At 41.2% G+C, this 19,473-nt stretch carries 16 protein-coding genes and 1 pseudogene; 11 read left to right on the top strand and 6 right to left on the bottom strand.

The genetic code is table 11. The annotated features are described in order from the left end of the window. Positions 1-278: 278 nt before the first annotated feature. Positions 279-2,231 (top strand): PP2C family protein-serine/threonine phosphatase, encoded by a 1,953-nt coding sequence (locus H6G74_RS14110; protein WP_190968315.1) that lies wholly within the window; start codon positions 279-281, stop codon positions 2,229-2,231. A 465-nt stretch (positions 2,232-2,696) separates the two neighbouring features. Further along, positions 2,697-2,969 carry a ferredoxin-thioredoxin reductase variable chain gene (locus tag H6G74_RS14105; protein ID WP_190968262.1) on the top strand — a complete coding sequence of 91 codons (273 nt, stop codon included), beginning with the start codon at positions 2,697-2,699 and terminating at the stop codon, positions 2,967-2,969. Positions 2,970-2,974: 5 nt separating this feature from the next. Here the strand turns inward: H6G74_RS14105 and H6G74_RS14100 are convergent, their stop codons facing one another. The 5 genes and pseudogenes from H6G74_RS14100 to H6G74_RS14080 all read right to left on the bottom strand — a co-directional run bounded on the left by H6G74_RS14100 (position 2,975) and on the right by H6G74_RS14080 (position 7,106). After that, the gene (locus H6G74_RS14100) at positions 2,975-3,199 is read right to left on the bottom strand and encodes a hypothetical protein (RefSeq protein ID WP_190968261.1); all 225 of its coding nucleotides are present in this window, start codon (positions 3,197-3,199) and stop codon (positions 2,975-2,977) included. A gap of 56 nt (positions 3,200-3,255) precedes the next feature. Next, a pseudogene (locus tag H6G74_RS14095) lies at positions 3,256-3,876 on the bottom strand (hypothetical protein). Positions 3,877-4,278: 402 nt separating this feature from the next. Next, positions 4,279-5,070, bottom strand: coding sequence for a YdcF family protein (locus H6G74_RS14090; RefSeq protein WP_190968260.1), 792 nt, complete (start codon positions 5,068-5,070; stop codon positions 4,279-4,281). A 381-nt stretch (positions 5,071-5,451) separates the two neighbouring features. Continuing rightward, positions 5,452-5,991 (bottom strand): DOMON-like domain-containing protein, encoded by a 540-nt coding sequence (locus H6G74_RS14085; protein ID WP_190968259.1) that lies wholly within the window; start codon positions 5,989-5,991, stop codon positions 5,452-5,454. Beyond that, positions 5,988-7,106 (bottom strand): phosphotransferase enzyme family protein, encoded by a 1,119-nt coding sequence (locus H6G74_RS14080; RefSeq protein WP_190968258.1) that lies wholly within the window; start codon positions 7,104-7,106, stop codon positions 5,988-5,990. Before H6G74_RS14080 ends, H6G74_RS14085 begins: the two co-directional genes overlap by 4 nt. 395 nt (positions 7,107-7,501) lie before the next feature. Here H6G74_RS14080 and H6G74_RS14075 point away from each other — a divergent pair, with 395 nt between their 5' ends. From H6G74_RS14075 to H6G74_RS14045, 7 genes are all read left to right on the top strand, one after another. Next, complete coding sequence (locus H6G74_RS14075) at positions 7,502-7,681, top strand: hypothetical protein (RefSeq protein ID WP_190968257.1); 180 nt, start codon at positions 7,502-7,504, stop codon at positions 7,679-7,681. A gap of 337 nt (positions 7,682-8,018) precedes the next feature. Continuing rightward, positions 8,019-9,407, top strand: a complete 1,389-nt coding sequence (locus tag H6G74_RS14070; RefSeq protein WP_190968256.1) for a carotenoid oxygenase family protein — start codon at positions 8,019-8,021, stop codon at positions 9,405-9,407. Positions 9,408-9,629: 222 nt separating this feature from the next. Further along, entirely contained in the window at positions 9,630-9,872 is a 243-nt protein-coding gene (locus tag H6G74_RS14065; RefSeq protein WP_190968255.1) for a DUF433 domain-containing protein, read from the top strand. Next, positions 9,856-10,230 carry a DUF5615 family PIN-like protein gene (locus H6G74_RS14060; RefSeq protein ID WP_190968254.1) on the top strand — a complete coding sequence of 125 codons (375 nt, stop codon included), beginning with the start codon at positions 9,856-9,858 and terminating at the stop codon, positions 10,228-10,230. Before H6G74_RS14065 ends, H6G74_RS14060 begins: the two co-directional genes overlap by 17 nt. A 37-nt stretch (positions 10,231-10,267) precedes the next feature. Further along, positions 10,268-11,377 (top strand): precorrin-8X methylmutase, encoded by a 1,110-nt coding sequence (locus H6G74_RS14055; protein WP_190968253.1) that lies wholly within the window; start codon positions 10,268-10,270, stop codon positions 11,375-11,377. A 504-nt stretch (positions 11,378-11,881) separates the two neighbouring features. Beyond that, positions 11,882-15,199 (top strand): DUF4912 domain-containing protein, encoded by a 3,318-nt coding sequence (locus H6G74_RS14050; RefSeq protein WP_190968252.1) that lies wholly within the window; start codon positions 11,882-11,884, stop codon positions 15,197-15,199. A 399-nt stretch (positions 15,200-15,598) separates the two neighbouring features. Then, positions 15,599-17,167, top strand: coding sequence for a cation:proton antiporter (locus H6G74_RS14045; RefSeq protein ID WP_190968251.1), 1,569 nt, complete (start codon positions 15,599-15,601; stop codon positions 17,165-17,167). Here the strand turns inward: H6G74_RS14045 and H6G74_RS14040 are convergent. Continuing rightward, positions 17,158-18,057, bottom strand: coding sequence for an ABC transporter ATP-binding protein (locus H6G74_RS14040; RefSeq protein WP_190968250.1), 900 nt, complete (start codon positions 18,055-18,057; stop codon positions 17,158-17,160). The two genes, H6G74_RS14045 and H6G74_RS14040, sit on opposite strands and share 10 nt — an antisense overlap. Positions 18,058-18,287: 230 nt before the next feature. Here H6G74_RS14040 and H6G74_RS14035 point away from each other — a divergent pair, with 230 nt between their 5' ends. After that, positions 18,288-18,626, top strand: a complete 339-nt coding sequence (locus H6G74_RS14035) for a carbon dioxide-concentrating mechanism protein CcmK (RefSeq protein WP_190968249.1) — start codon at positions 18,288-18,290, stop codon at positions 18,624-18,626. A gap of 160 nt (positions 18,627-18,786) precedes the next feature. Continuing rightward, positions 18,787-19,374, top strand: coding sequence for a cytochrome b (locus H6G74_RS14030; RefSeq protein ID WP_190968248.1), 588 nt, complete (start codon positions 18,787-18,789; stop codon positions 19,372-19,374). Positions 19,375-19,473 lie beyond the last annotated feature (99 nt).

Genomic DNA, 19,473 nt, shown 5'->3' with positions numbered 1-19,473 from the left:
TTTTGAAAGCCCTTGCAGCCTCAATGTGCTTTCTTAAATGTTGAATAGCTTATCAGGTAAGTAAGTCGATGCAATAAAACTAAACTATGTAAAAAAAAGTAAATAAAGCTCAAACGCTTTCTCCCCCTGCTCCCTGCCCCCTGCCTTATTCCAACAATAATTATTTACACCGACCTACTTAGGGTGGGCAATGTCATTAATTTGCTCGTATCCTAATTTTTACGTTGTGGCATTATCCAGCCTGCGGTTATTGAGAATGGTGCAAAATATCATATATGATAATCTCTACTCAACGAGTAATTTATTGTCTAAATCCAACATGCGATCGCCCAACTAACCCCCTGGAAGAACGCATTTGCAGTAATTGTCAAACTCCCTTAGTTCACCGTTATCTCTGGGCGACTGGTAATTTAGCCGCTAACATCTCCCCAGAAACGCAAGTTGCCCAACGATATGAGGTTATGCAACCGCAAATCTGGCTAGATACGCAACCAGGACTACCGCCAGAAACCTTACAAGATTTACCTCAAGTAATTATTCCTTATTTAAAACTGTATCAACAGCATTTACATCTGCCCCAAGTTTATGGGTTTGTTCCTGCTGGGGAAGATGCAGAAAATATTCTGTTGTTAGAAAATGCCCCCATAGATGCAACAGGTAACTTATACCCCAGCATCACCGATGGTTGGGAACAAGCCACAGCCGTGAGACAAGTTTATTGGCTATGGCAAATTCTTCAACTTTGGCAACCTTTAGCAGAACAAGGCGTTGAGCAAAGTTTACTCATTAGCGATAACTTGCGTTTTCAAGGCTGGTGTATACGCCTTGTAGAACTTTATCCGACGCAAATCGGCGAAAAACTCAGCTTACGTGATTTAGCTCAGTCTTGGCAACCCTGGATAGCATTAGCACAACCGCAAGTAGCTCAATTGTTACAGAATATAGTTGAGCAGATGTGCGATCGCGCCGTAAATTTAGAAAATATTACCACCCAACTGAATACGCTCTTACTTTCAGCCGCCGGAGAATTACCACTCAGCCTGCAAGTAGCCGGTACAACCGATATCGGCACAGAACTCACCCAAAACGAAGACACTTGCTACCCCAGCACCAATGAACCCTACGACCCCCTCATTCCACGCTTATCAATGGTTTGTGATGGTATTGGTGGCCATCAAGGTGGTGAAGTTGCCAGCCAAATGGCCGTACAATCTTTAAAATTGCAAATTCGTGCCTTATTAACAGAAGTCAGCGAACAAATTGAACCTGTAGCACCCAAATTATTGCAAGAACAGCTAGAAGCCAGCTTGCGCGTAGTAAATAATTTAATTTGTTCCCGCAACGATGAACAAAAACGCCAAGGTAGAGAACGCATGGCCACAACCTTGGTAATGGCACTGCAATTACCCCAACCAATAGTAACAATTTCAGGATGGCGATCAGATAATGCCCATGAACTTTATTTAGCCAACATTGGTGATAGCCGCGCTTACTGGATAACTCGTAATTACTGTCAGTTACTCACAGTCGATGATGATGTGGCTTGGCGAGAAGTCCGCTACGGGAGGAGTTTGTATCGACAAGCACTCCAGAGATTAGATGCAACGGCTTTGACTCAAGCATTAGGCACAAAAGATGCGGAATCTCTACGAGTAACAATTCAACGATTCATCATCGATGAAGAAGGTTTATTACTACTGTGTTCTGATGGTTTAAGTGACAACGATTGGGTGGAACATTCTTGGCAAGATTTTGCCATACCTGTGTTATCTGGTGAACTTTCCCTGACAGAAGCTGTGGAGAGTTTAATTCATCTTGCCAATCAAAAAAATGGTCATGATAATACATCAGTTGTTCTCACTCTTTGCCGACTTTCTAAAGAATACTTAGTACCAGTCACTTCTTCATCGCCACAAGTCGAAGTAGAGATTGTTGAAACAGAAATTCCCGAACTAGAAGAACCTGAACAAACTTTGACAGAAAGTTCCCAAGCCTTATTAGACTTAGACTTGACAGCAGAACCAATACCTGAACCAATTCCCACACCAGTCAAGAAGCCTCGTCGGCGGAAAAAGTCTGTTGCATCAAGGGGAAGATTATTCGCTTTGTTGGTAGTTGGCGGTACAACTCTGGGATTATTAGCTTGGTGGTTACTCAGTCCTCAGACATTCCAGCAAGCTTGTCAAAAATTACCCCAACCAATGCAGTCAATTTGCCCACAAAATAAATAAGTAGAGTTTGCTGAAAAAGTTTTTTGGTGGCTGTAGGGAACTCTCCGGCTACTTCGGCTGCGCTCAGTACAAGTTCGCTCAGTGTACAGCACTCAGTACTTTTACCTTCTGCCTTCTCCCTCCTGCCATAACTGCCAAACACAGCATATAGGAACGAAATAGCCATTTGATGTAGAATTGGAACTGTTGTTAAAGCACACAGAAAAGGTAAAACGGGTCTTTCTTAGCCTGTTAGCGGAAAAATCCTCAAAAAAGTGCTTCTGAGACACCCGCAAGCGTAGACAAGTGCAATGAGGAAAAAAGCAGTGACAAATGTTTCACTGGTTAACTATGAGCCAAGCCTGCATGGTCAGGCTTTGTTTGTATAAAAGTTGCAAACGCTGTATTTTATGTGTTTGTCTCGATTAGAGATGAAAAATAACTGTTTTAGACAGTTGATTTTTCACTCAGAAAGTTCGATGAGGAATGGCTGTGGAGATGCTTGTAGAACCGCAAAAGCTAGGTGTAAATGCTCTTATGAAAGTTGGCGATCGCGTCCGTGTTGTACAATCGGTGGTGGTTTACCATAATCCTGACCATCGCTCTCAAGCTTTTGACCTTCAAGGCTCAGAAGGCGAAGTTGTAGATATTGTGACTCAATGGCAAGGTAGACCAGTCAGTGCTAACTTGCCTGTATTAGTTCAGTTTAATAAAAAATTTAAAGCCCACTTGCGCGAAAAGGAGTTAGAAATCATCTAAATTACTCAAAAGCGGCGAAGGAACCACCGAAAAATGTTGAGTTCGCCGCGCATTTTTTTGAGTTCTTGACGGTGACTTTCTGCCGTAGCGTCATACCATTCACAATAACGCTGAAACTCTAAGCGTTGCTGAACTTCGTAATAAAATTCATGGGTGGTTTGGTAAGCACTAAAATTTTCCGTGACTCCAGGTTGAGGAGCAGGAATAATATGAGGTAATTCTTGAGGCATGGTTTGTATGATAAATTTAGAAGTCCTGAGATAATTAGGTGATATTTTGAGAAAAACTAATTTTCTTTGAACAGTGCAGCCAGCATAATTCTAATTATTACTTCTAACTCTTCAGTAACTCGGTAAAGATTGATTGCTTGTTCGATAATTTGTGGCTTTCGATATAGAAGGCCAAATTGCCAAATATTACCTGTTGTTACCGCTCCTAATATTTCTGTTTGATTGGAATCTAGCCATCGGTCAAGGGCAATCATTTCCGTGGCTAATTGGGTAAAGCCTTTATTTATATCTGCTTGTTTAGCTTCAATTACAATGACATTAGATTGGTTTCGTAGATAATAATCTAAGTTACCTTGCAGTTGATTATTAACTTTAATATTGTACTCAATTTTTAATTTAGCATGGGAATAGTGAATTAACTCAATTACAACTGGTGCAATCAGGATTTCTCGGCGTGTAGCTTCATTTTCTAAATCTATATATGGTAGAATTTCTTCAAGACGCTACTTTAGTTCTGCGACTCTATCTAATGTCCCAGAATACTGCGGTAAATTAAGAAATTTCCGCTCAAAAGTATAACCAAATTCTGTGACTAAATCATCAACTGCAAACCCTAATTCAAAATAATTGCTAAATGTATAAGAGCGATTTGGATCTAACAATGTTGGGTGACTCATACCAATTTTAGATTTTAGATTAAAAGCTTGATGAATCAGTAAGATTACTATTAACGACTTATTTACAGGATATTTCAAGTCAGAGTATTACATCATTTAAGCCGCAAATCTATTTTAGAGACTAAATTCTGACTTCTGTATTCTGCTATAGGACTCATATTTGATTTCTGAAAAAAATCAGTACACTCAGATCAGGCTTCTTTCCTACTCCCGACTTCCCATTCCCTACTTACACAAATAAATTCAGAAATCAAACCGGATTCCTATAGATGCTAACAGGACTTACGTAAGTGTCACAATTGGTGGTTGGTGCGTGACGCTACAAATCTGATGACTACGTTCAAATCTTCTCGTTGCGTCACACACCCTACAGAAAAAATATGCCAGTTGCGTAAGTCCTAGCTAAATCCAACCACGTAAGCGATAGATAAAACTACCAATATATTCTTTCAAAGCACTGGTAAATTGATGTAAGTTATCGGTGTCGGGTAGTAAATTTAGCAAGGCGGCTTTAGGTGTGTTAACCAGTTCTTGCAGTTCGCCTTGAGTTACCAGAAAGTCGGTTGGTGCGGGGATTGCATCAATACCTTGACGTTGGAAAATTTTAAGCGATCGCGGCATGTGCATAGCTGAAGTTACTAATAATATTTGTTTGATATTACGAGATTGCAAAATTTGTTTGACATTTACAGCATTTTGATAAGTGTTAAGAGAATTTGGTTCCTCAATAATTGCTTGTGCTGGGATGCCAATAGATGTCAAAATACTAGCCATATCTGTTGATTCTGGTTGACCGCTACCACGCCAATCAATACGACCACCACTGAGAATAATCAAAGGGGCTTTTTTTTGCCGATATAACTGTGCTGCATAAATTACCCGATCGCCTGATTCACTCAAATCAACTTCTGGCCTTGGGAAAGAAGCTGATTTAGTAGCACCACCCAAAACCACGATTGCTTCTGCATTTGGCATTTCCTGAGACGGTATATTTTGCCATTCTAGCGATCGCACCAGTGCCTTAGCCACCCAAGCATTACTACAAAATAGCAATAAAACTAACCCCAAGGCGATCGCACCTGTCGCTATACGCGGTTGTTTTCTGATTGTCATCAAAGCTACTACCAAACTTATACTCGCCAATCCCAAGGGATAAAAAAACAGTGGTAGCAACTTGGAAAGGTATAAAAACATATAGGTTTTAAAGGTTACAGATGATAGGTTACAGGTGACAGAAAATTTCTATTTTTCTTTTTATACCCCTAAATCCTTACGGGGAATTCAAAATTCAAAAGTAAGAGGATGTTGATTTTGACTTTAAACTTTTGACTTTTTACTTGATTTCACCCCTAAATCCATAAATAAAAAGCGATCGCAGTTCCGTGGTAGCGATCGCTTTAATATATAGCCTATAAAACCCTGAACAAAGTAATCGATTACTAAGATTGTATTTTTCCAGGCTGTATTATGTCTGCTGGGTTAACCCCCTGATGGGTTAGACCCCTCATCACGTTTTTATATTGGGAATTACTTTCCGTGTCTAGGTTCTGTCTATCCGTCTGTCGCAATTTTGATTCACAAGCGAATTAAAAAACTATCCCGCAAGTGAAAATCAGGTTCAGCACCTTTATGCGCTAACGCCCAATAAGACACTTGATCATTTTTTTGTTTAACCACAGTCGTGATTGCTACGTCAATGTCTTGGTTAGATGCCACAATCTTAACCAAGTCTAAATCTAAATTCAGGGTAAAAATCTCAGCTTGATGCTCAACATAGAATGGCAGAGTTGTCAAAGCCGTTTCCGCCTCCATTCCTTGACGATAACCTGTAAAACGATACACATTCCAGTGTTTAGCCGGAGAAAGGTTAAATTCCCAATAACATTCTGAGTCTTTGATTCCTACAAAAAACTCAAAACAGGTATCTTCCCAGAGTCCATCTTTACGGGTAGGCGTATCTGACGGTGGCGCAATAATGATATCTGTTAAATTACCGATTAGATTGTAGCTAATCATTAGTTGATAATCATTGCGGGCAATATTACCAATGATTTGGACATCTGGTAGCAAATTGTCAGATTCAAAAGGTTGCAAGCTGAATTTTTGCGCGTTCATTTCATATCCTGAATAATCTGGCGAATTTGGGTTTCTTGAGATTCAATACTTTCGGTTAGCTTAAACTGCACGATCGCCCTTGCTAAGTTATGTTCTGGATGCTTGACTTTAAAATAAACATTCCCGGCTAAGTAATCGGTAAAAAACCGCAATCCTAATTCAAAGGCAATCAAGCGAATGCCATCGTACATATAGGCGTAATCATTTTCTGTCAAAAAAGCCTTTGCTACCGCCAGATAACCTTGTAAAATTCCTGCACATAAATCTGTATCAAAATAAACACTATCCCAATCTTCAGCTTCTTCACCAGCCGGATTGCAGCCAGAGCGTAAACAGTCACCAATATCGTAATGTATGAGTCCTGGCTTGACGGTATCTAAGTCAATTACACTGACAGCTTTTTGAGTAAAAGTATCAAATAAGACGTTATTAATTTTAGGGTCGCCGTGCATCAAGCGTAATGGTAGTAGACCTTGAGCTTTAGCATTTTCTAGGATATTGGCAAAATTGGTGCGATCGCTCACAAACTGCAAGCAATAATTGACTTCTGGTGATGATTTTGGACTAGTTTTGGCTAAAACTTCTTGATAATGACCCAGGTATCGCGGTGTAATGTGGAAACCCGCAAGAGTATCGGCTAATTTTTCTGGTGGTAAATCACTAATCAAATTATGAAACATCCCCAAGGCATAGCCAATTTCCTGGGCATATTCGATATTGGGCATTGTATCAAAAGACTGTGAGTTTTGAATAAAGCTAATGGCTCGCCAAAAATCACCCCCAGCATCAATGCAATAATCTTGAGCATCCTGAGTTGACAACACCCGTGGTACTTCCCAGCGACGGTTGAGGGGTGTGCATTGCAAACGCTGATAAACATGATCGCTAAAAATCCGCATATTCTGCATAATCAGTTGCGGCTGGCGAAATACTTGAGTGTTGATGCGTTGTAAAACAAAATGCTGTGTGTTTCCAGCATCGAGAGTCACTAAAAAAGTGTCATTAATATTCCCACTGCCAAATGCTGTGACACTCTTAACCTTACCCTGAAGTACAAACTGCTCGGCAATGCCAACTAACTTCTCGACGCTTTGCTGACTGATAACTGTTGCCATATTGATTTTTGACTACTCCCCACGCAAATGCACAAAAGCAATAGCAGACATGGTAACTCAAGTGTTGGTTTCAGGATATATAAATGTGTCGGGATGATGCTAAGAAGTCAGAAAATTTCTAACAAACAGACACCTATCTCAGATGGGAACTCAGTACAGCCGCCAGTCACAGCAATCAGAACCACGTAGTATTCAGCGTTAGGAACTTTTAAAATCATCTTGAGTCTAACGAACTGGACAGAAAACTTTACGTAAAATTCCGCAATTGTCACCAGGACAATTGAAGACTTATCATGTCATCTTTAACTAGAAAATCAGTAAGTGGTAGTTTTTAGTAAAAATTTCCACTACTGCTATAAAGCGATCGCTTATATATATTTCCTTTGTTCCTCGTTATGGCAGAAAAACACACCAAGATTAAATTTCCTCTTTGGCAATATCTCAACCAACCCTTATTTAGCCGTGATCATCAACTAGAATTAAATCCCCAACGCTTTGCCCGTAGCTGGCGGGTTGATTTGCTCAAAAGATGCTGGCATAGAGAATGCGATGCTAAAGGGCCTCAACAATCATAAATTTAAATATTAAGTAAATATTTAGAGCCGAGATATTTACTACAATTATCAACGCTTGGCAAGTTATCAATATTACAGAAGTTTACATCTGTAGGTTTTATTTAGATATATCTACTTTTGTCAACAATCTATTAATTTTTGTAGGGTGCGTTAACACTGTTAGCGCACCCTATTCGCTGACTAGCCCCTTCGGGGAGTGTGGGGAAAGATTTCTTCACCATCCTCCCACCCCTCCCACACCCCTGTTGCCCGTCATCTGTTCCCTATTAGCATTGCTATATTGTCATCATTAAGATTAAGTACTATTGCAAATTCACAGAGTTTTGTAGACAACATCATGACCACAACAGCAGTGAATCCTTATCTTGATGGCAATTTTGCGCCAATTTCAGCAGAGACTACGGCGGAAAACCTGCAAGTAATTGGTGAACTACCACCAGAACTATCAGGGATGTTTGTACGGAATGGCCCTAACCCGCAATATTCACCTATTGGTCAGTATCACTGGTTTGATGGCGACGGGATGCTGCACGGTGTCAGAATTATTGGAGGTAAAGCTGTTTATTGCAACCGTTATGTACAGACGCAAAAATGGCAAACCGAACATGAAGCGGGTAAAGCAGTATTGACTGGGTTGCTAGAACCGCCACAGAAAGATGCACCGCCAATATCGAGAAATACCGCCAATACTGCCTTAGTTTGGCATGGTGGTCAGTTGTTAGCAGTTTGGGAAGCGGGTGCGCCTCATATAATTCAAGTCCCTGAGTTAAAGACAATTGGCGAACACACCTATAATGACAAACTTGTTTCTCCGTTTACGGCACACCCAAAGGTAGATCCAATTACGGGTGAAATGGTATTTTTTGGCTATTCATTTATGCCGCCATATTTACAATATGGCATAGTTTCCGCCGCCGGGGAGTTGTTATCCACTGTACCGATTGAAATTCCTGAACCTGTGATGATGCACGACTTTGCCATTACAGAAGACTATACAATTTTCATGGATTTACCCTTGACCTTCAATCCAGCAAGGATACAGCAGGGAAAACCAATGATCATGTTTGAGTGCGATCGCCCCAGCCGTTTTGGCATTCTCCCACGTCACGGTGATAACAGCAAGATTAAGTGGTTTGAAAGTCCTGCTTGCTACGTGTTTCATACCCTCAACGCCTATCAACAAGGTGATGAAGTTGTATTAATAGCCTGTCGGATGAGTTCTACTTCTGTGTTGGGTGTTAATGGCGTTGATGATCCTGATGCGAATATTCCCCGACTCCATCAATGGCGGTTTAACCTCAAGACTGGCGCTGTGTCTGAGTCCAGATTAGATGACATAGCTGGGGAATTTCCCCGCGTCAACGAAAACTTCTTAGGACGACAAACTCGCTATGGCTACGTGAATAAAAGCGCACCTACACCTGTGCCTTTATTCGACGGGGTAATTAAATATGATTTTGATAGGGGTACATCCCAAATTCATGAATTTGGGCAAGGGCGTTATGGTGGTGAGTCTGTGTTTGCACCCCGTCCTCACGCCACGGCTGAAGATGATGGCTGGTTAATGACTTTTGTCCACGATGAGACAACCAATACTTCAGAATTATTGGTGATGAATGCTCAAGATATTACTGGTGAACCTGTAGCACGAGTTTTAATTCCCCAACGTGTACCTTATGGGTTTCATGCTGCTTGGGTGACTGAAAAACAGTTGCAAGGGTTTTAGCGATAGGACTAACGTACAAAGATTTCCTGTGGAGATTGGGTGTAAGGGTATAGGAGTGTAGGGGTGTATTTATCTAAAACCCTTACACCCTCTCCTCAACCTTTGATTTTTCGTTTTTATGCGTAAGTCCTCAACTAATTAGGCGGGGCTACCCGTCCTGAATAATTTATAAAATTAAATTGTGTACTTCATCACTCAATCTTCAAAGCTAAGGTGAGTTTCATGAAATTAGATCGCATCACCAGTAATCCGAATCGAATGAATGGACAACCCTGTATTCGCAATCTTCGTCTGACTGTGCGTCGGGTAATTGAATTACTAGCTACCTATCCAGAACCAGCAGAACTACGTCAAGAGTTTCCAGAAATAGAAGATGAAGACATTCGACAAGCTTTAATTTTTGCATCTTCTTACTTGGATGATCGCATTATTGAGTTATCTAATAGCTATGAAACTGTTGCTTGATCAGGGATTACCACTCTCTGCGGCAACTTTGTTACGTAATGAGGGGATAGATACAATTCATGTTGGCGAGATTGGCCTATCCACCGCAGAAGACACCGAAATTATTCAAAAGGCAAGAGAAGAAAAACGCATTGTTGTGACACTGGATGCAGACTTTCATACATTGTTAGCCATAAATGAATTAGATGCGCCATCTGTGATTAGAATTCGGATTGAAAGACTACGCGCTCAAGCATTAAAAGATTTACTTTTCAGAATCCTTGATGAATGTGACGAAGAACTCAAACAGGGTGCAGCAATTACAGTTGAACCAAGCAGAATTCGGATTCGGAGATTGCCTTTATTACCTGATGTCTGATTTTATAATCCTTTATTTATAAACAGTCTCTCTTCCTATGAATAATTGTTCTTTAACAATCAAAGAACTAACAGAAGCGGTTGGTGGTGGCATTACGCCGCGTATGGTACGACATTACCATCAATTGGGTTTGTTGCCGCAACCAGTCAGGTCACCGAGTAACTATCGTCTTTACACAGAACAGGATGTTATCAGGCTGCAAAGAATTGTGGCGCTGAAGCAACAAGGTTTCCAACTCAACCACATCCGCCACATTTTAGAGATGGAACCAGAAACGGACACTTTGACAGCGCAATTACAAAAACAGTATCGGGCGATTATGCAGCAAATTGCCCAATTGCGACAAACCGCCTCAGCCTTAGAAGGATTATTAGGACGCGATCGCCATTGTCAAATTATGCAGGCGGAAGTCTTAGCCCAACTAAAATTGTTAGAAGTCGAAACCCAAATAGGATTAGGCGGCTTAGAACAACTTTGGAATGGTTTAGATGCCCAGGTACACACCCACTCAGAAGCATTTGCCGAATCCTTACAACATTTGTTACCTGATTTATCTGACCGTTCTGAAATTGAACAACACCTAATTTCGCAATTGGTTTTAGCCTGTGGTGATGTGAGTTTAGCATCTTTTGTGAGAGTCAGTGCTGGAGCGATCGCTGCTAGTCGTCACGCCTTATCAGCCAGTTGCGAGATTTTTGTGGATATTCCTACCGTTGCCGCCGCTTTAGATCAAACAAGATTAGCTCATTTAGGCTGTCGTGTCACAACTTTAATTAATAACCCCCACATCACCACCGCCACAGAAGCCGAACAGGAATTTTGGCAACATCAAGAATGGCAAGAAAAATTATTACAAGTCTCCCAAGGTAGCATTTTAGTCATTGGTTATGCACCCTCTGTATTGTTAGCCGCCTGCACCGCCATCAAAGAAGAAAAAATTCAACCCGCCCTGATCATCGGAATGCCCATCGGCTTTAGTCATGCACCCGCCGCTAAACGCCAAATTATCCAACAAGCAATTCCCGCAATTACCACAGAAGGCACTCTGGGCGGTGGTTTACTAGCAGCCACAGCCCTGAATGCCTTGGTTGAGTCACTGATTGAAAAGCCGAATTGTCATTGTTATTTATCAGGGAGTAGAGGCTAGGGATTAGTTATTAAGCTAATCGTCATTTAAGTTGCACCATGTTCATGGTAATAAAAGCTGCAAACCCTCTCCCCTGCTCCCTGCTCCCTGCCCCCCTGCGGCCTCAATGTGCAAATTAAATGCTTAACAGCTTATTCCCCTACACCCTTATACCTTATACCCCTGACAACCCTTACCCTCGATTTCCTACATCCATCCCTGGTGTGTATATTTTTATGACAAAAACCTGGGCTAATTAGTCATAAATATGTTAGGTACATCGACATCTATTGACCTGTCACCTATCATCTATCTGCTGCGGAATGGTTTAAAAAACCTAAACAACGCATGAAGAATGGTAAAAGTCAAGATAAAGTAAAACACAGTATAGATTCGGATACGTAAATCACACATTTTTCAAAGAAACTTGACACCAGATGTATAATTAGCGCGTCTCCTCTTGGATTAAAAAATTACATTGAGGACTGGCCGTTTGCTGTTTTCTGTACCTGGGATTAGGAGCTTATGGGGCAACAACAAAAACAAGATAGTGCGATCGTCAACCTGGTATTATCGTTAGCTTTAGCTACATCTCCGATGGCAGCAACTTGGCTTGTGTCGGCACCAGTGTTGGCACAATCTGCCACTGACACTCCCTCATTTTCGCTGCCAAAAACAGTGGAGAATGGATCTACGGTGCGTGTTGATGGCTCTAGTACTTTGGCGCTGGTGAATCAAAATATGAAGGCCAGTTTTGAGAAACAGTTTGCCGGTACAAGGGTAGAAGTTGCCAACAACGGTACAGAAGCAGCGATTAAAGCTGTATTGGAAGGACAATCTGATATTGCGGCCATTGGGCGTGGTTTAACTCCTGAAGAAAAAGCCCAAGGTTTAGAACAAGTGCGGTTACACCGCGAAAAAATTGCCATTATTGTCGGTGAAGAAAATCCCTTTAAAGGCAGTTTGACTGATAGACAATTTGCCAGAATTTTCCGTGGTAAAAGCATTACTGATTGGTCGCAGTTGGGCGGGCGAGCAGGGAAAATCAGAGTTATTGACCGTCCCGATAGTAGTGATACACGTCAAGCACTCAACAATTACCCAGTCTTTAAGGCAGCAAAATTCGCTACTGGTGAGACGGCGACTAAACTAACGGAAGATAACACCGCCGAAATTGTCAAACAACTGGGCAAAGATGGCATTAGTTATGCCAGAGTGAATCAAATCAGTCAGTTACCTGGGGTGCGGGTACTGTATTTACATCAAGCTTTACCTAATGATCCGAAATATCCTTTTTCTCAACCTTTAGTTTACGTTTATAAAAAGAATCCTAGCCCTGCTGTCGCAGGTTTTCTCGGCTTTGCTTTAGCAAAACCAGGAAAACAAGCAATAGAAACAGCGAGAATGGAAGAAGCAGAAGCGATCGCTAAAGGTGAATCTCCTACCTTGCTGTTGGCTGTTAATCCCCAATCTGCACCAGCCGCCACACCACAAGCTAGTACTGTGCCGTTTACCACGCCAGCCGCGATCGCCACTACAGACCCCACAGCAGCAGCCACAGAGGAACCGCAACCATTAGCTTCCACCGCCCCAGCCGTTATCGGTGAACAACCACCACAGTCTGCTACCGCCCCAGCCGCGACAGGTGAACAGCAAACTCCTGCACCCGCCGCAAATAATCCCATCAGCCAAGGACAAATACCACTGTGGTGGTTAGTCCTACCCATAGCGGTAATTGCAGGCTTGTTGTTGTGGATGATTAGAACCAGTCCATCAAGTCCCCCAGCAGCAGAAGACACACCACCCCCCACGCCTCAACCACCTGCACCAGATATTGCCGCAGCCACTGAACCAACAGCAATTAGCGAACCTCCAGAAGTTCCCTCCACTAATTGGGCTAACGGTAATGGGTATCACAATGGTGCGAAAGTCCTGGAAGGTACGATCGCAGCTTCCGCCACAGATGCGGCTTTAGCTGTTGGTACAGGGGCGGCACTCGGTTCTATTATTGTCGGCAAAGACTCCAACAATCATCACAGCTCAGACAATAATGATGATCTCAGCATCTCACCTTGGGATATGGAAGCACCAGCCGCAGTTGTGAATACTGCCTATCCGCCGATTTTAGATAGGTCAACCACAGTCAATTCTGAATCATCAACCATATCTGAATCTGATCAGCCAGAGGCCACAGTCGAAACGACTCCAGAACCATTAGAAGTCAGTCCGACAGAAACAGAGATCAATGCAACTATCGAGTTGCCAGAATTTTCTGACAACTCGACAGATGAAGATGATTGGGGTTTTGACCTCACAGAAAATCTGCCCACAACAGACTCACAACTAGACCCAGAAATCGAAAAATTGAATTTCGTAGCCGATGCAGCAGAACCTGAGCCAGAAGAAACAGAGGAGTTAATTGTGACTAATTCAGAAAGTTTACCAGGTGCAGGGATGGGAGATTGGTCGGGGATAAATCCACCAGCCGCAACCGAGCAAACATCAACTATTACCACCACGGAAATTTTAGCGATCGCTGATCCCTACAGTAGAGTGGTTCTCATCCCCAAAACCCATGATTTAGCAGAGGTGACTTGGGAAATTTCCCCCACCGCCCAACAAATGCTGCAAAATGCGGGACAATCCCAATTTGTTTTGCGGTTGTATGATGTCACCAATATTGATATGAGTTATCAGCAGCCCCACTTGGTGCAGCAATATGAATGTGATATCCACACCTCTGGCGGCTCGGTAGCAATTCCTGAAACTGAGCGTGATTATATAGCAGCCATTGGCTATGGCAATGTAGATGATCGCTGGGTAACACTGGCTCATTCTGATATTGCCCGGATTTTTGGCAGTCCCCATATAACTAATAAAGCCGCTAATGTGGTGTTAGTTGATGAAACCAGCAGCGTGACTCTCACACCGCGCACACACCAATTAGCTGATGTTTCTTGGCACATTTCCGACACTAGCAAACAAATGCTGCAAAATGGCGGCATTTTCCAATTAGCTGTGCGGCTGTATGATGTCACCAATATTGATATGAGCTATCAGCAGCCGCAATTAGTCCAGCAATCGGAATTTGACTTCGCCACATCCGATAGCTCTTTGGGAATACCCACACCCGATCATGATTACATTGCAGAAATTGGCTATTCTATTGTTGGCGATCGCTGGGTGAGTATCGCACGTTCTCCAATTGTGCGCGTCTTCGGGCCTCTTTATACCGAAGATGTACATCCCGCAATTAAAGAGCAGTCATCTCCCTCACCCATCGACAACAGTAGTATTAGCCTAACTCCACGCACTCCCAAGTGGGCTTATGCGGCTTGGGAACTGTCGGAAACCCGCAAACAAATGCTCCAAGATGCGGGCATTTTGCAATTAGCACTGCGGCTTTATGATGCGACTGATATTGATATGAGCTATCAGCCGCCGCAATTAATTCAGCAGTATGAATGCGAAGAAATCACCCATGACCGCTATGTGGCAATTCCCACCAGCGATCGCGATTATCTCATTGAACTTGGCTATTCTACAGAAACCGAAGGTTGGGTGACAATTGCTCGTTCCCAGGCAGTTCGCATCTTCAGCCGTCCCCAACGTGATTTCTGGTTTGTCGCCGATGCAGAGTTAATTATTCATGGTGCAACTGAACCCAATGCAACTGTGAATATTGCCGGGAATCCCATCGCCCTCAAACCCGATGGCACATTTCACCTGCGCGTTCCCTTCTCGGAGAACTTGATTGACTACATCATGACGGCGGTGGCTGCTGATGGCGAAAAATCCAAGACAATTCACAAAAAGTTTTCCCAAGAACTACCAGAAGCATAATTGTTGATTCTAGAAAGTAAGGAACAGACATAATTGGCTGTTCCTTATTCCGAGAAATCCACCCCAGAATAGGCAAGATTTACCATTCATGATTAATTAATTTTAATTTCGGAATTTTGAATTATTGAATACGTAATTTTCATCTAGAGATAGATACCTTGAACAAAACTATTGTTTAAAATTCCCTATTAGGAATTATTTGATTTTAGGAAATTGCTTTGATTAATCATCTTCATAACCGTTTTCGATATTGCCAGAAAAAACGAATTGAATCGGAACAACTACAATAGCTTATAGAAGAATTTTTTGCTGAATCTACTCCCAATACAACATATAGAACTCACATTTAAATTCTTACAGTTTAGTAATAAATATTTTTTCTGGAATTGGAATATCCTTATGACATTAGATTCTGCTACAGGTGAAGTTTTAATTGCAGAACAACTCAAGCAATTTCTTTTAGTACTTTCTGTCTCTTTGGGTGTAGCAACGCTACCACAAATTTTTAGTTGGTTACGCCGCATTCCTTATACACTGCTACTAGTTATCGTAGGATTGGGATTAGCATTCGTGAACGTGCGATTAGTCAATCTCTCTCCAACGTTAATTTTGGTAATTTTCTTGCCACCATTACTGTTTGAAGCTGCTTGGAATTTAAAATGGTCAGACTTAAAACGAGATTTATTACCCATTTGTTTATATGCAGTGATTGGGGTAATAATTTCGATTGCTGGAATCGCATTTGGTTTGAATCAATTTGCGGGAATTGAATTGAGTATTGCTCTGTTGGTGGGAGCTAGTCTATCAGCAACCGATCCAGTTTCAGTAACGGCTTTGTTTCGGGAACTGGGAGCAAGTAAACGCCTAACAACCTTGATGGAAGGGGAAAGTTTATTTAATGATGGTATGGCGGTTGTCGCTTTTGGTTTATTAGTGGCTCTGCCATTGGGTGATACTCAACTAGATTTACAATCGGCTGTATTAGAATTTTTTCAGGTTGTAGGTATTGGGATTGGCGTTGGCGGATTAACAGGATTTGGGATTTCTTACCTGACACAACGTTTTGATTTACCATTAGTAGAACAATCGCTCACTTTAGTTTCTGCTTACAGCACTTACTTAATTACAGAACATTTGGGTGGTTCTGGGGTAATTGGCGTAGTCACTACAGCTCTGATTTTAGGTAACTTTGGTTCGCGCATTGGGATGAACCCTCGTACGCGAATTATTGTCACAGAATTTTGGGAATTTTTGGCTTTTTTTGTGAATTCAATTGTGTTTTTGTTAATTGGTGATCAAGTTCACTTTTTAGTTTTAGGAGATAACCTCAAAACTATTGCAGTCACAATTGCTGCGATGACTTTAGCTAGGGCTATATCTATTTATGTTTTGAGTAGTATTAGCAATTGGGTAGCTAAATCAGAAATTCCTTTAGCGGAACAAACTGTGTTGACTTGGGGTGGACTTCGTGGTTCTGTTTCTATTGCCTTGGCTTTGAGTGTACCTGCAATACTACCGCAAAGAGAAGAAATTATTGCTACAGTATTTGGTGTAGTTTTATTTACTTTATTAGTACAGGGTTTAACTACCCAACCATTATTAGAAAAATTACAACTTTTAGGTTCGCAACCGTTACGCCAACAATATATGGAAGCAATTGCACGTCAAGTTGCCCTCCAGCGATCGCTAGAATATTTAGAGACAGCACAACAACGTCCTGGTATTAGCCTAGAGTTTTATCATTATCAAAAAACGCTACTTACAGGAGAGATTAATTTTTTACAAGAAAAAATTGATAAGTTGTTGGACGAATATCCAAATTTGCAAGAGTTTACCACTGAAGAACTGCGAGGGGAACTGTTAGCTGTGGAAGCAGAAACCTACGCTGAATTTGTGCGTGCAGGAAAGTTAAATAAAGAACTATCACCTTTTTTGCAAACAAATCATCATGGTGAGCATCAAGAATAGGGGTTTCGGGTAACTTCCAAATAAATATGTTCTAAACGTACAGGCTGACGAGCGATCGCCTCAATATTTATCCCCGCAAATCGGTCAATAATTTCTTTTAATTCCAGAGGTTCTGGTAGCCAAAAAGCTAACTCAGTGCCGTAATATTTATGTGTAAAATTATATTCCTCGGCGCGGGCGATCGCTTGTTCTTTTTCAGTAGTTTGTAAAACTAAAATTTCGGCGGCTGGAATTAATTTACGTAACTCGCTTAAACTGCCCTCAGCCAAAATTTGCCCATCTTTGAGAATGCCAATTTTATGACAAAGCCGTTCGGCTTCATCTAATAAATGCGTCGTCAATAAAATGGTAATACCCTGATTACTCAATTGCCGAATTAACTCCCAAATCTCGTACCTTGATTCAATATCTAACCCGGTAGTTGGCTCATCTAAAATTACAAACTTTGGTTGATGAACCAAAGCAACTGCAATATTCAACCGTCGCTGCATTCCACCACTGAGAGTTTCTACAGGACTTTTGGCTCTATCCAATAAATTTACCGCCGCCAGAGTCGTGTGTATTTGTTCCTGGCGAGTTCTTTTATCTAATCCATAAATATCAGCAAAAAATTTTAAATTTTCTTCGCAAGTCAGAGTTTTATAAAGTAAATTCTCTTGCGGTGCAATGCCAATGATTTTTTTTATCGCCTCTGAAACTGGCTGATGATTAATTGTAATATCACCACTATCAGCTTTCAGTAAATTACAAATAATATTAATTGTGGTTGTCTTACCAGCACCATTCGCACCGAGTAAGCCATAAATTTCTCCTGCTGCAATATGCAGGTTTAAATTTTGAATAACTTTTCTTTGAGAATAAGATTTATTCAGGTTTCTAATAGTTAGCATATTTTCAATTTTCCATTATGTAGTCAATCTAGTTAATGGTTAATATATTTGCTCAATGTCTCATAGCATCAAACATTACAGCATATTTCATCTGGATAAGGTAAATTTTTCTAGCCTCTAGCCTCTCTCCTCTTGAAAGGTGTACTGCACACAACTGAGAAACGCTATATGTTCTCATTGATTTACAATTTGGAACAACAGCAGAACAGATTTGGTTAGAGAAAATCAGTATGACACTTGCACTTGGGATGATTGAAGTTTATGGAGTTCCCGCCGCCGTAGAAGCGGCAGATGCTATGTGTAAAGCTGCCTGTATTACTTTTGTTGGTTACGAAAATACTGATTTGGGCAGAATAACCATACTGATTCGGGGAGAAGTTGGGGAAGTTAACGTTGCGGTTGTCTCAGGATTAGCAGCAATAGCACAAGTCAATGGTGGCGAGGTACTTTCTTTTCATATCATTCCCCGTCCTCACGACAATCTCGAATACGTTTTACCTATTCATCATTCAGCAAATATAGAAAATTTCAATGCAGATATTCGCTTTCCTCCACCCTTGTCAGCGTAAACGTGCTAATAATCACAACCAACTACTTTTCACATAACCGCCAAAAAAAATAAAATATATTAAGATTATTTAAGTAAGAGAACTACTTACTTAGCGACAGAACAAAAAACGTCCGATAGCACTGCGAATTAAAACCATAACAAAATTCAGATGTATTGATATGAATTTAACATCAGCAGTTAAGAAAGGTAGGATTAATTCTGCGTTTAAGCAACTCATGTCTGTACATTGGATCATGTCTGCCTGTTATTTAGTTTTATTTATAACTGGTTCAGGTATGGCGCGGTTATCCCGTGGAACTTTATTCAGATCAGAACTATATGATTTTCATAAATCAATCGGAGCCTTGGTAGTAGCTTTGCTAACTTGGCGGATTTTAGTGTTATTGCAGGTATGGTGGCGAAAATACACTAAAAATTTGCCAAGATTTACGCCTGAATGGACACGTAAATTTATACTCCATACCCTGCTTTATCTCTTGATGTTTGCAGTTCCAGTTAGTGGGTTCTTTTTTTCCAATTCTTATAAAAGTAATAATGTCAATTTTTTTTGGTTGACTCTACCCGATTTTTTCCCACAAAACTCTAGTTTAGTAGACTTAGGGAGAAGCGTTCATTTTTGGATAGCCTATACATTTTTAGCTTTGATTCTTCTGCATATCCTACAACAATGGAAAGTTGTCAAAGCCAACTGGCGGAGGTTTAAAAGCTTTTTAATGACGAAAAAACTGAATAAAATTGCTAATTAGGAATGAGCTAACAATGCTGGACTGAAGTAACTGGTAAAATAGCCGATGTGTCAGCAAAATTAAAACTTAGGAACCCAACATTATCAAGGTAGGCTTTGT

Source organism: Nostoc spongiaeforme FACHB-130, from assembly GCF_014698475.1.
Lineage (GTDB): Bacteria > Cyanobacteriota > Cyanobacteriia > Cyanobacteriales > Nostocaceae > Nostoc_B > Nostoc_B spongiaeforme.
Note: the sequence above shows the minus strand (reverse complement) of the source record. Positions and strands in the feature narration are given on the sequence as shown.

Coding starts and splice junctions, on each gene's coding strand:
- H6G74_RS14105 (WP_190968262.1), top strand. CDS start 2,697: ATGGCTGTGGAGATGCTTGTAGAACCGCAAAAGCTAGGTGTAAATGCT.
- H6G74_RS14100 (WP_190968261.1), bottom strand. CDS start 3,199: ATGCCTCAAGAATTACCTCATATTATTCCTGCTCCTCAACCTGGAGTC.
- H6G74_RS14090 (WP_190968260.1), bottom strand. CDS start 5,070: ATGTTTTTATACCTTTCCAAGTTGCTACCACTGTTTTTTTATCCCTTG.
- H6G74_RS14085 (WP_190968259.1), bottom strand. CDS start 5,991: ATGAACGCGCAAAAATTCAGCTTGCAACCTTTTGAATCTGACAATTTG.
- H6G74_RS14080 (WP_190968258.1), bottom strand. CDS start 7,106: ATGGCAACAGTTATCAGTCAGCAAAGCGTCGAGAAGTTAGTTGGCATT.
- H6G74_RS14075 (WP_190968257.1), top strand. CDS start 7,502: ATGGCAGAAAAACACACCAAGATTAAATTTCCTCTTTGGCAATATCTC.
- H6G74_RS14070 (WP_190968256.1), top strand. CDS start 8,019: ATGACCACAACAGCAGTGAATCCTTATCTTGATGGCAATTTTGCGCCA.
- H6G74_RS14065 (WP_190968255.1), top strand. CDS start 9,630: ATGAAATTAGATCGCATCACCAGTAATCCGAATCGAATGAATGGACAA.
- H6G74_RS14060 (WP_190968254.1), top strand. CDS start 9,856: ATGAAACTGTTGCTTGATCAGGGATTACCACTCTCTGCGGCAACTTTG.
- H6G74_RS14055 (WP_190968253.1), top strand. CDS start 10,268: ATGAATAATTGTTCTTTAACAATCAAAGAACTAACAGAAGCGGTTGGT.
- H6G74_RS14050 (WP_190968252.1), top strand. CDS start 11,882: ATGGGGCAACAACAAAAACAAGATAGTGCGATCGTCAACCTGGTATTA.
- H6G74_RS14045 (WP_190968251.1), top strand. CDS start 15,599: ATGACATTAGATTCTGCTACAGGTGAAGTTTTAATTGCAGAACAACTC.
- H6G74_RS14040 (WP_190968250.1), bottom strand. CDS start 18,057: ATGCTAACTATTAGAAACCTGAATAAATCTTATTCTCAAAGAAAAGTT.
- H6G74_RS14035 (WP_190968249.1), top strand. CDS start 18,288: ATGACACTTGCACTTGGGATGATTGAAGTTTATGGAGTTCCCGCCGCC.
- H6G74_RS14030 (WP_190968248.1), top strand. CDS start 18,787: ATGAATTTAACATCAGCAGTTAAGAAAGGTAGGATTAATTCTGCGTTT.